Below are 13,194 nucleotides of genomic sequence, written 5' to 3' on the forward strand. Positions count from 1 at the left end.
ATACAACATCACTTAGAAACTTAACATTTTGAAAAACAAAAAGCCTCATCTATAGATGAGGCTTTAAGCTTATAATTTAAAATGTAATTACTTCTTATTATTATCTTTGTTAATATCTGCCATTACATTTTTAGCATCAATTTCTACACTTTTTACAGCTTTTTTAGCTTTAAAAGTATATGTTGGGTGAGCCCAAGCCCAATCTGCAATTGTAGTTGCTGTTGTTGGCTTTTCTCCACGCATCATTTGTAGAGGAATGTAAAGACTTTCTGTAGAATCATCTGTATACGTAACTTCAAGATCTATAGGCATTGGCATTTCACCAATACGCTCTAAAGTTACTGTGTTACCTTCAATGTTTTTTACGCCATAATCTATAGTATTTGTAGTCATAGTCCAGTCTGTTAAATACCATTCTAATTCTAAACCAGATACTTTTTCTGCTACACGAATAAAATCGTTTGGTGTTGGATGTTTAAAAGACCAATCTATAAAATATTGTTTTAGAGTTTTCTTTAAATTGTCTTCACCAATAACGTAACCTAATTGAGACAAAAATACTTCTCCTTTATTGTAAGCTGTTATTCCATAAGCCATATTAGTTTCGTAACGATCTGCATGAGTAGACTGTGGTTTCTCTTTTCCAGATTTTGCTAAATAATTATAACCTCTGTATGCGCTTGCTGCAGGATTGTCTTTATTTTCTTTATTAATATAATCCATAGCATAATCACTAATGTAACTTGTAAAGCCTTCGTCCATCCACTCGTGTTTCCCTTCGTTTGTTGCTAATAAGAACTGAAACCATGTGTGTGCCATTTCGTGAGCTGTAACACCCATTAAACTACCAAATTTACGTTTACCAGTAATTAAAGTACACATTGCATATTCCATTCCACCATCTCCACCTTGAATAACAGAGTATTGATCATAAGGGTATTTGCCAATATTTTCACTAAAATACTGCATCATTTCAACCGTTTTAGGCTGAAGTTTTTTCCAGTTTTCTAAGTTTTCGGCAGGTAAGTTTTTCTTATAATAAAAATTAAGCATTGGTCCATTAGGCACTTGCATTGTATCGTGAATATATTCTGGATCTGCAGCCCAAGTAAAATCGTGAACATTTGGTGCTTTAAAATGAAGCGTTTTCTTGTCTCCTTTTACAACAGGATTAGGTTGAAGATATCCAGTACCACCAACAACATAATTTTTATCGATAGTTAGCTTTAAATCAAAATCTCCCCAAACACCATGGAACTCTCTTCCAATGTATGGATAAGCATGCCATCCTTCAAAATCATATTCAGATAATTTAGGATACCATTGCGTCATCGATAACGCAACACCTTCTGCATTATTTCTACCAGAGCGACGAATTTGCACAGGAACTTGAGCATCGAAAACCATATCGAAAGTAACACTTTCTCCTGGTTGGATTGCTTTATTTAAAGTTACCTCTAAAACAGTACCAGCAGTTAAGTGTTTTACACTACTTCCGTTTTGCTTAAGAGATGTTACATTTATGTAACCAATTTCGTTAGGTTTTAATGTGCTAATTCTGCTTTCTTTTTTACCATTAACTTCTGTTACCATTCTACCATCTGGATCTGCAATAGATTGAAGTCTTGCGTCCATTTCGCTTCCTGGTTGGAACGCATTAAAGAATAAATGATAGAATACTTTGTTTAACACATCTGGAGAATTATTAGTGTAAACTAGTTTTTGTTTTCCTTGATACTGGTAGTTATTAACGTCCATATCAATCTCCATTTTGTAATCTACATGTTGTTGCCAATAAGCAGATTTAGCTGAAGCTGTACTTGTTTGAGATGATGTAGTCGAGTTTGTAGGAGTAGAGACACTTTTAGATGCGCCACAACCCATTAAAAACAATGAAGCCGAAAGGCTAAAAAGAAGTATTTTTTTCATTTTAATATATTTTAAATAAAAAAGCCTCAGTAATTAATAACTACTGAGGCTCTTTAAGATTATTATTTTACTTAGATATTTGCGAAGCCATAATTAAAGCATTGTATGCATTTACCATTTTACCAGATTTAGTTAAATCTCCAAAAGGTCTTACATCTTCTCCATTACCACCAACAACTACTTTAGCGCTTATTGCTAAACCAGAATCCATAATAATTTGCTTAACCTGAGCAGCTGTTAACTTAGGGTATTGAGACCAAACTAAAGCAGCAACACCAGCAACAGCAGGAGATGCCATAGACGTTCCTCCCATAGTTTTGTATTCGTTTTCTGGTGTTGTAGAATATATTTTTGCACCAGGTGCAAATACATCTACATTTTTCTTTCCGTAGTTAGAGAAGTTTGCAACCATAGCTGTACCATATTTAGGAGCTAATGCACCAACACGAATGTAAGTATTACTAACTTCTACATAATTTACGTTATCGTCTGGAAAGTTTGGCTCTGTATCTACATCTTCACTAGAGTTTCCTGCTGCATGAACAAAAACCACACCTTTATCACTAGCGTATTTTATTGCATCTCTAACCCAGTCAGCATGTGGAGAAAAACTTTTACCAAAACTTCCATTAATTACTTTTGCACCATTATCTACTGCATATCTAATTGCTTTTGCAACATCTTTATCATACTCATCTCCATTTGGTACAGCACGAATTGCCATAATTTCAACATTATTAGCAACACCATTTGCTCCTAAACCATTGTTACGTTCTGCAGCAATAATTCCTGAAACGTGAGTTCCATGACTTTCAGATTTTTTTACTGGCATAACGTTTCCGTTTCCGTAACCTGGCTTATCATTCCAATCGTTTGGATTATCTCCAGTTGTTCTTCCTTTAAAGTCTTTATTTAAGTTATAAGCTACTTGGTCTCCATAATAATCAACACCACCTTTTACTTGCTCTAAAACTTCAGGAAGAGATTTAGCTCCTCTTGCAAACATGCTATTTGCAGACTCAACAGCTGCTTTTAACGTAGCATCTTCAGTTGTAATAGCTGCTACTTCTTTAGAAGTATAATCTTCCTTTTTAAAATGTGCTGCTAATGTTTTGTGTGCGCTTTCAACAGAGTTGTAAATACCTTCATACTGTTGCTTCCCAGCTACAGCTGCATTATAATCTGTATCATATTTAGTCTTAGCTTCTGCAAATCTAGGAGCACTTGTGTCTCCACTTGCTACTAAACGAATGTATTCTAATTGTTCATCGTGGCCATCACCAAGAAAATTCCAACCATGGATATCATCTATATAACCATTTTTATCGTCGTCTTTTCCGTTACCAGCAATTTCTTTTTTGTTAGTCCAAAGTACACCATCTAAATCTTCATGAGAAATATCAATTCCAGAATCAATAACAGCTACAATAATTTTTTGACCTTTTTTACCTTTTATAATTTCACTATACGCTTTATCAACACTCATTCCAGGAATAGTATCTTTTGCAAGATCTAAATGTCCCCAATTATGAGCTTCAGCCTCAGATAAATCTGCTTCTTTTATAGGTGAAGTGTCGATATTTTCAACAGGTGTTGATAAAATTGGTGTTCCACCACCACAGCTAGATAAAATTGCAGCTGAAAATAGAGAAAACAAAAGTGTTTTATTAATTAGTTTCATGTTATAAAATGTTTAGTTGTTAATTTAAAGATTAAAAATGTCGTTGCTTGAAAAAGAGTCTTTTAAGCGCACACCTTTTTTAGTGTGCTGCACAGTAATTATTTCGTTATGCGCATCGTGTTCCAAAAATAAGTAATAATTATGAGTTGCTGCGAGGTTAAGGAATTTTTCTTTTTCGTCTAAAGTTAGTAAAGGCCTTGTGTCGTAACCCATTACAAACGGTATTGGCAAGTGCCCAACCGTTGGTAATAAATCTGCCATAAAACAAATGGTTTTACCTTTGTAATTAATCATTGGAATCATTTGCTTTTCGGTATGACCATTGGCGAAAAAAATATCGAATCCTAAGGCTGAATTTTTTAGAATGTCTTCTGAAGGATTCTGTGGAAGTTTAGTAAATTTTAAATGCCCACTGTCTTCCATTGGCATTATATTTTCCTTTAAAAAAGAAGCAACCTCTCGACGATTAGGCTGTGTTGCCCATTGCCAATGTTTTTTGTTACTCCAAAAATGAGCATTTTTAAAAGCGGGTTCTAATAGCGTTCTATCTTTATTATATTGTATAGACCCACCACAGTGGTCGAAGTGTAGATGCGTCATGAAAACATCTGTAATATCATCGCGATGAAAACCATATTTAGCTAAAGATTTATCTATAGTATCGTCTCCCCAAAGATGATAATAACTATAGAATTTTTCGCTTTGCTTATTTCCCATTCCAGTGTCTATTAAAATTAAACGGTTTCCGTCTTCAATTAACAAACAACGCGCAGCAATATCAATCATGTTATTGCTATCTGCAGGATTGGTTCGCGTCCATAGCGATTTTGGTACAACACCAAACATTGCACCACCATCTAACTTAAAATTCCCAGCATTTATTGGATATAAATTCATACCTGCAAATTAATAAAAACAAAGGGATTGTTAGTAAGTGTTAAGATTTTATTAAGAAACTACTTGTTGTAAACGTTTACCAAAATCGTAAAGCGCTTTAATTTCTTTAATACTTGCTAGTCTTTCGCGACCAAAAATAAGTAAATCGTGGCCATTAGATTCTACGTGATAGTATGGGTTACTCTCGAAGAAATGTGTGATTTCATCAGTAAAAAAGTGTTGTATAGCTTCTGTATCTTCACCAAGTAAGTAAAATCTATTAGAGAAATCTGTGTGGTTTGCAATAGGAATATCTTTAAAGCCAGCAAAAGCATATACTTTTTCAAGAAAACCTTCACGATCTAAAGTAAATTCTGGAATGCTTTTATCTAATTTTATATGAAGCATGGTTGAGCGGATGACTTCTTTTGCTATGAACTCACCTTCAGAAAACTCGATATCGAAAGTGTTTAGTGCTTCATTTTTATTCGTTAATTGATTGTAGATATAATTAATTTTCTTAGTTCTAAAAAACAGGAAATTATCTAAAAAATGAGTGTCTCTTTCTTTTTTAGACACATAATTTAAGTGGTAATCTTTAGCTAATTCCTCTATAGTTGTTTGGCGACGTGTTAAACTCTTTTTAATAACATTTGGTACTGGTAGTAAACGACGCAAAGCAAAAGGGTGTTTAGAATCTGTATCATGTAAATCCAGACCAAGCACCTCAAAATGACCTCCTCTTTTGGTAAACAATTCTTGATAATTATTAAGGTTTTCCATGACTGTATGATCTACAAATTTACAAAGTGAAAAATCTACAATTACATCTTCGGTTTCTGGAACTGCATCTATTTTTGCTTTTAATTTATAGAAATTTAAAAAGCTACAAAAATGCTTTACACTTACATAGTAATTTCCTTCTTCTTGGAACATTAATACGTTAGGCTTCATTAGGTTTCTTCCAAAGAGAGAAAAATTTTTATTTATAATTAAATGAAGAATAAAAGTAGCAAAAACACCAGATAGAATTCCAGAAATGAGACCAATTTTAAGTGTTACAAAAAGAGTAACAAAAAAGATAATAAGCTGCTCCTTACCAATTCTAAAAATCTTTTTAATGTTTTCTGGCGATGCTAATTTGTAACCTGTGTAAACCAAAATAGCCATTAAAGCTGGTAAAGGAATACGCTGTAATTGCGAACTAAAAAGCACTATAAAAATCACTAAAAAAGTGGCGTGAAAAAAGTTTGAAGAACGGTTAGTAGCACCATTATTAACGTTTACAGAGCTTCTTGCAATAACAGTAACTACGTTTAATCCACCTAAAAAACCACTTCCAACAGTTGCTAAACCAAGTGCTTTTAAATCTCGATTTACATTACTACGGCGTTTTTGTGGATCAAGTTTATCTACAGCTTTTATACTTAATAAAGATTCTATACTTGCAATTAAGGTTAAAGCTAAAACGCTTGTCCAAAATGGCAATGTACCAATTTTACTAAAATTTACTGTTGGAAGCTGTTCTATAATTTCAGAAAATTCTGGGATACCAGATATCATATATTCAAGAGCAATTGGGTTGCTTTCATGCGCAATCAGTTCAAAGTAATAACTAAATGCAATCGATAATATAACAATCCACATTGGAGCAGGAATAAGTTGTAAGTACTTATTTCTAATTTTTGAGTAAAAAACCATAATAACAAAACTTATTACTCCTGCTGCTGCTGCATAAAGTAGTCCTGTATTATTATAATGAATTGCATCGTTTATTGTAAACGGAATCTCTAAAAGATAGTCTATAGTGTCTTCTCGTTTTATACGATGCGCAAGCATAATATGAAATTGTTTTCCTAAAATAATAAGTCCAATTGCTGCTAGCATGCCTTGTATTGCAGAAGATGGAAAAAAATCGGCTAGTTTTCCTAAACGTAAGAAACCAAGTATTAAAAGCAGGGCTCCAGAGCAAATTATTGCAGCGTAGGCACTTTCGATCCCTAATGTAGAAATAGCAACTAATAGCACACCAACTAGACCGTTTCCTGGTCCAGAAATAGTAACATTACTTCCGCCTAAAATAGAAACTAAAACACCGCCAATAACAGCAGCAATAACACCAGAAATTGGTGGTGCTTCACTTGCCATTGCTAAGCCCAATCCTAAAGGTAAAGCAATAAGACTTACTACAAAACCAGAAAAAATGTTTTTTGGTAATGTTTTAAAAAATAGTTTTATGTTATTCTTTTTTGGGCTCATTGAATAATTAAAACATCGGTTGGTAATTCGGTTAAAATATGTTCTATGTCATGTGGGAATAAACGATCCCAAAAAGTCATTTTTGTAGGTGCATTCATGATTAATAAATCGGCTCTTGCAATTTGTGCGTAATGTCCAATAGAATACCCTTGTGTTCCAAAAATAGGTTGTGATTTTATTACAATATTTTTAGTAAACTCCTCTGGAATATCTTCTATAATATGATTGACTCTAGAGCGTTCACGATTTCTAAGTCTTTCTTTTAGAATCGTTGATTTTCTAAGAGACTTATCATCATCAACCTTAACAGCAATTTCATTTTGCTTTATTTCTTCAACAATAGTTAGTTTTTCGGACTTTAATTTATACCCAACATAGAAAGCAGTAGCTATTGTTTGTTCGGTTTTAGGATCTATTAAACCATTAACGACAATGTGTTGGCATGGTAAGCGTTCTATAGAAGGTTTTATAAGTAATAATAAAGAACATTTTGCTTGTCGTGTAATTTTTCGTGCAATAGAACCCACGTAATAGGTAAATAATTTTTCTCTTTTTGCAGCACCAATAATTAATAAGTCTACTTTTTTTTCTTCGGAAGCACCTAAAATTACTTCAACAGGTTCTCCTGGTTTAAAAATAACCTCGTAATCTAAATTGTCCTTTTTAAAAGTATTTAGAATAACTTTTAAGGTCTTTAATTTGTCTTCAGATTCATCTCCAACGTGAATTAAAACCAGTTTACATTCAAAATATAGTGCTAAACGCGCAGCCTCATAAAGGTTCGCTTTTAAATTTGGAGAGAAGGCAATACCTAAGCCTATGGTTTTGAATGGTTTTTGAATCACTTTAAAATAATTTCTAAAAAAGTGAAGATAGTTTTTTTCGTATTACCTTACAAACATTGAAGTAATGTTGATAGAGACAAAGAAATGATTCAAATATTTTTAACTTTAGCATTTTAAATATATAAGCAATATTATATGGTAGAATTAGGAGGTATTATTATTCTAGGAATATTGGCACAATGGGTTGCTTGGAAATTTAAAATTCCAGCTATTTTACCCTTAATTTTAATAGGCCTTTTAGTAGGACCTATTGCTGCAGAGTTTTTAAGCGAAGATGGCACCAAATGGATTGAACCTATTTGGAATGGAGAGGAAGGATTATTTCCAGGAGAAAGCCTATTTTATTTTGTGTCTTTAGCTATAAGTATTATTCTTTTTGAAGGCGGATTAACGCTTAAAATGAGCGAAATAAAAAATGTAGGACCTGTAATTACAAAGTTAATTTCTTTAGGATCTATGGTTACCTTCTTTGGTGCAGCAGTTACAGCACATTACACTTTTTATTTAAGTTGGGAAATTTCTTTTTTATTCTCTGGGCTTATTATTGTTACTGGCCCTACAGTTATTACACCAATTTTAAGAAACATTCCTTTAAAAAAAGATATATCGACTGTATTAAAATGGGAAGGCATATTAATAGACCCAATAGGCGCATTAGTAGCCGTTTTGGTTTTTGAGTTTATTACTGTTGATGGAGGAGGAGAGTTTACAAAAACAGCTTTAATAGAATTTGGTAAAATTGTATTGTTTGGAGCTACTTTTGGTTTTACTTTTGCACATGCCATGAATTTTATTATCAATAAAAACTTAGTACCACATTACCTCTTAAATGTATTTGCACTAGCTGCTGTTTTAGGTGTTTTTGTCTTAGCAGATACTTTTGCACATGAATCTGGATTACTTGCTGTTGTAGTTATGGGTATGGTTTTAGGGAACTCTAATGCTCCTTATTTAAAAGAACTTCTTTACTTTAAAGAATCGTTAAGTATTTTATTAATCTCTATCTTATTTATTCTTTTAGCTGCTAATATAAATATGAGTGATTTATATTTAATTTACAATTGGAATACAGCAATATTATTTGCTGTTGTTGTTTTTATTATTCGTCCAATTGGTGTGTTTTTGAGTACACATGGTTCAACATTAAAATTAAATGAAAAAATATTTATTAGTTGGGTTGGACCAAGAGGAATAGTAGCTGCAGGTATTGCTTCGTTATTTGGATTAAAGTTAGCAAAAGAAGGAGTACCAGGAGCAGAATATATAACACCCTTGGTATTTATGATTGTTCTAGGAACCGTATTATTAAACGCAACAACTGCGCGATTATTTGCTAAACTGGTTGGTGTGTTTTTAATAAAATCGAATGGAATTTTAATTGTTGGTGCATCTAAAGTATCGCGATTAATTGGTCATTATTTAGAGTCTAATGGAAGGCATGTTGTATTAATAGACAGTAATCAAAGTAATATTGAAAAAGCAAAAGAATTAGGCTTAGAAGCATTTAATACTAATATTTATTCGGACACTTTAATGGATAATATAGAACTAAACGATGTTGGTTATTTAATGGCTTTAACAGGAAGTAGTGACATAAATAAGTATGCTATTAATAAATTTAGCAAACAATTTGGTGAAAATGGATCATTTAGATTGGTTAGTGTAGACGAGATGCAAGATGGAGAAAACAACCCTAAAGAAGGATTGTTTTCACATACAGACGATTTTACTACGCTTAGTAATGTAACTAGAAAATATCCAAGTATTCAGGAAATAGAATTAAGAGATAAAGCACATTACGATAGCTTAATTGAAATGTCTAATAACGACAAAGACATTATTCCTTTATTTATTAAAAATGAAGCATCCGAAATACAGATTATTTCTTCTTATAATAAAGACATTGAAGACATAGGAGAAAATTGGCATTTAGTGTATTTAGGAAAACCTTTCGATGTTGAAGAGGTCGCTAATGAAGAAGCATAATTATTTAATTCTAGTAGGTAAGTGTATTTGAAATAGCATTAGTTCATTATATTTTACTTTATTTATCATTTTAACTCAATAACTTTATTTAACAAAATGACCTTATTAAAATTCGATTCAATTAGACAAAAGATAATGCCAAAGCTTACTCGAGATATTGGTAAATCTCATTTTAATAAAAAAGTAAAAGGAACAAAAAAAACAAAAATTAGTAAGATTCTAATTTGTCGTCCAAATCAAAGGCTTGGCAATATGCTTTTAATTACGCCTTTATTACAAGAATTAATAAAATCTTTCCCAGATTGTAAAATAGATCTTATTGTAAAAGGAGGAGTTGCTAAACCGGTATTTCAAGAATATGAAAATGTTAATAATATAATTATTCTACCTAAAAAACCATTTAAAGAGTTATTTAGATATTTAAAAATCTTTTTTTCGGTTAAAATAAAAAAGTACGATTTAGTAATAAGTGGAGACAAAGGATCGTCTTCTGGAAGAATTTTAACCTATTTATCTAATGCTAAATATAAAGTTTATGGAACACTAGAAAAGGAAACAGGAGCATTTGAAGACGATTACTATCACATGGCTAAAAACAATGTGTATCTTTTAAGGCACTATTTACAGCAAATTGGCTATGCAATAAGTACAGACCCTATTTCTAATTTAGATTTAAAACTTACAGAAAACGAAATTTTAAATGGTAAAGGCGTTTTGAACCGTTCGGTTATTGATTCATCTAAAAAAACCATATTAATTTTCACATTTGCTACAGGTAATAAATGTTATTCTAAAGCGTGGTGGAGTACTTTTTATACTGCCTTAAAAGCTAAATTTGGGGACACTTATAATATTCTAGAAGTTTTACCTGCAGAAAACGTATCTCAAATAGACTTTAAAGCGGGTTCTTTTTATAGTAAAGATATTAGAGAAATTGCGGCAGTAATTGCAAATGCAGAGCTGTTTGTTGGAGGAGATGGTGGCATTATGCATTTAGCAGCAGCAACCAAAACAACTACAGTAGGTTTGTTTTCTGTTACACCAACAAGTAAATACAGACCTTATGGTAATAACAACGATTTTATAGACACAAAAAGTGGAACTGTTGAAGATTATATGTCGTTAATAGAGAGTAAACTATAGTTTATTAAATTCTAATAAAACCAGTTCATCTTCTTTTTAGCCCATTTCGGCATATTACGTTTCGTTTAAAAGAATGATGAGTATATATTTACTTCATCAATCTTTAACGAATCGATTATGAAATTAAATGTATTAATTATTCTGTCTTTCCTTTTCGGAACTACGCTAAGTTTCGCGCAAAGCATAAACGGAACTATTTTAGACGACACCAATCAACCACAACCTTTTGCTAATGTTCTTATTTATAAAGATGGAAGCACTAATCCTTTAACAGGAACCGTTAGTGATGACAACGGAAAGTACGAGTTTAAAAATCTAGAGCAAGGTAATTATAGTTTAGAAATTTCTTTATTAGGTTTTAAAACCGAAAAGAGCGAAATTTTTCAAATCACACAAGAATCAAAAACGGTAAACTTCACTTTAAAAGAAGAAGCCCAAACTCTGGGAGAAGTTGTTATAAAAAGTAAACGACCAGTTATAAGACAAACAGCAGAAAAGCTAATAGTAGATTTAGAAAATTCAGAAATGTTAAACTCTAATTTACAAGATGTAATGAAGCGTGTTCCAGGAGTTATTGTAACCAATAACGGAATAAGCTACGCAGGACAAAGTAATATTAGAATTTTAATAGATGGCAAAACTACCGAGTATATGGACATGGACACTTTGCTTCGCGACATGCCAGCCGATAATATAGCAAGAGTAGAGCTAGTAGAACAACCAGGAGCAGAGTTCGATGCAGAAGGCTCAGGACCAATAATAAACATTATTTTAAAGAAAAATGTAAAACTAGGTACACATGGTAATGTTGTGGGTTGGGTTGGTGAAGACGAAGGTGTAGAGTTTGGAACAAGTGCTTCTATAGCGAGCTATAAAAACAAATTAAATTGGCAAACAAGTATTGGGTATTCAAGTCCTACTTGGCGAGAAGAGTTATTTATTAAAAGAACTGTTGAAAATAGCACTTTCGATCAAGCTACAATAGAGCCTTATAATCCACAAAGTATTAGATTAGGAGGTAGCGTAGATTATTACATAAACGATAATAATGCTATCGGAATTGGTGTTAGAAGAAACACAACCAAGTCCGATAGAACCTCTCAAAGCTCAAACATAATTACTAGTGGAACAGCAACAGACTTTTTACTATCTCAAAACACTTATGATAGAGACCAAATTGTTTTTAATGTAAACCCATATTATGAGTTTAAAACAGATGCTCACAAACTTAATATAGATTTTAATTTTGTAGATTATTCTAACACTAATAAAAATACTATTTCTTCACTTTCAGGAAGTACTATTCCATACACAAATCAACGTTATTTACAAGATGAAGAGTATCAAATTAAAACCTATAAAGCAGATTATTCTAGACTGTTTTCTGAAGATTTTAAACTCAGTTTTGGTAGTAAATATTCGCAAGTAAATACAGATAGCGATTTAATGTCTTTTACCGAAAACAATAACGGAAATTTTGATTTTAACGCAAATGCAAGCAACCGCTTTTTAGTAGATGAAACTGTTTTTGCTTTATATTCTAAACTTAATTTAACCAAAGGAAATTGGTCATTTTCTGGAGGATTACGTTTTGAAGATAGTAACACTAAAGGCACATCAAGCAGTAATAACGAAACGCGAGAACGTAAAATTTCTAAAGTATTTCCAAGTGCTTCAGTTAGTAGAAAAATAAACAAAAACTTAAGCGGTAGTTTAGCGTATAGTTATAGAATAAGACGCCCAAATTATAATACTTTAAATTCATTTGTAACCTATTACGACCCATTATCCTCCGACGTTGGGAACGAAAATTTAAGGCCTGCTTTTACTAATAATTATCAGTTTAATTTAACCTACGATGGACAACCTTTTTTTACGGTTGGTTATAGCGAAACTGAAGACGCTATGTTTCAGTTTATATCTCAAAATAATAATACAGCCGAAATTAGTAGAACGACTATTAATTTATCAGACAGTAAAAACTGGAACTTTAGGTTATTTGGACCTTTAAGTTTTATTAAAGGAGTAGAAGGCTATACTGGTTTTATTGTAAATTATAATAAGTTTGAGTCTAACCCAAATAATTTAAACTTAGACAAATGGAGTTTAATGTGGTTTTCTCAGGCTAGTTACGAGTTGCCATTTGAAATTAGCGCAGAACTTAGTGCAAACTATGGCACAGGAGCTTTAGAAGGTGGTATAGACACAGACTGGTTTGCAGGATTAGATTTTTCTTTTGGAAAAAAGCTTTTAGACGAAAGGCTAAAACTAAACTTAGGCTTCAACAAAATGCTAAACAGAGGTTTTATAGGCGAAATTAACTATAATAATTTACAAGCAGATGTGGAAAGTAATCAATCAAGACAAAATATTCAGTTAAGAGCAACGTATAGTTTTGGTTCTAAATATGGAAAAAAGAAGAACAGAAGTAATGCTTCTAAAGATGAAGAAAATAGAATTGATGATAATAATTAA

The 13,194-nt window shown here is 32.1% G+C and carries 8 protein-coding genes; 3 read left to right on the top strand and 5 right to left on the bottom strand.

Annotated elements, in window-relative coordinates; translation table 11 throughout:
* Positions 1–87 precede the first annotated feature (87 nt).
* The 5 genes from CW733_RS13020 to CW733_RS13040 all read right to left on the bottom strand — a co-directional run bounded on the left by CW733_RS13020 (position 88) and on the right by CW733_RS13040 (position 7,590).
* On the bottom strand, positions 88–1,929 hold the full coding sequence (locus CW733_RS13020; RefSeq protein WP_100997593.1) for a M1 family metallopeptidase: 1,842 nt from the start codon (positions 1,927–1,929) through the stop codon (positions 88–90).
* A gap of 67 nt (positions 1,930–1,996) precedes the next feature.
* A complete protein-coding gene (locus CW733_RS13025; protein ID WP_100997594.1) occupies positions 1,997–3,610 on the bottom strand; it encodes a S8 family peptidase in 1,614 nt (537 codons plus the stop codon).
* 24 nt (positions 3,611–3,634) lie between these two features.
* Complete coding sequence (locus CW733_RS13030; protein ID WP_100997595.1) at positions 3,635–4,507, bottom strand: MBL fold metallo-hydrolase; 873 nt, start codon at positions 4,505–4,507, stop codon at positions 3,635–3,637.
* 51 nt (positions 4,508–4,558) lie between these two features.
* The gene (locus CW733_RS13035; RefSeq protein ID WP_100997596.1) at positions 4,559–6,745 is read right to left on the bottom strand and encodes a SulP family inorganic anion transporter; all 2,187 of its coding nucleotides are present in this window, start codon (positions 6,743–6,745) and stop codon (positions 4,559–4,561) included.
* Positions 6,742–7,590 carry a universal stress protein gene (locus CW733_RS13040; RefSeq protein ID WP_100997597.1) on the bottom strand — a complete coding sequence of 283 codons (849 nt, stop codon included), beginning with the start codon at positions 7,588–7,590 and terminating at the stop codon, positions 6,742–6,744. Before CW733_RS13040 ends, CW733_RS13035 begins: the two co-directional genes overlap by 4 nt.
* Positions 7,591–7,725: 135 nt before the next feature.
* Between CW733_RS13040 and CW733_RS13045 the strand changes: the two genes are divergently transcribed.
* The 3 genes from CW733_RS13045 (at position 7,726) to CW733_RS13055 (ending at position 13,194) form a co-directional block, all read left to right on the top strand.
* A complete protein-coding gene (locus CW733_RS13045; RefSeq protein ID WP_100997598.1) occupies positions 7,726–9,576 on the top strand; it encodes a sodium:proton antiporter in 1,851 nt (616 codons plus the stop codon).
* Positions 9,577–9,672: 96 nt separating this feature from the next.
* Complete coding sequence (locus CW733_RS13050) at positions 9,673–10,719, top strand: glycosyltransferase family 9 protein (RefSeq protein WP_100997599.1); 1,047 nt, start codon at positions 9,673–9,675, stop codon at positions 10,717–10,719.
* A 117-nt stretch (positions 10,720–10,836) separates the two neighbouring features.
* On the top strand, positions 10,837–13,194 hold the full coding sequence (locus CW733_RS13055; RefSeq protein WP_198520076.1) for an outer membrane beta-barrel protein: 2,358 nt from the start codon (positions 10,837–10,839) through the stop codon (positions 13,192–13,194).

The organism is Lacinutrix sp. Bg11-31, assembly GCF_002831665.1.
Taxonomy (GTDB): Bacteria; Bacteroidota; Bacteroidia; order Flavobacteriales; family Flavobacteriaceae; genus Lacinutrix.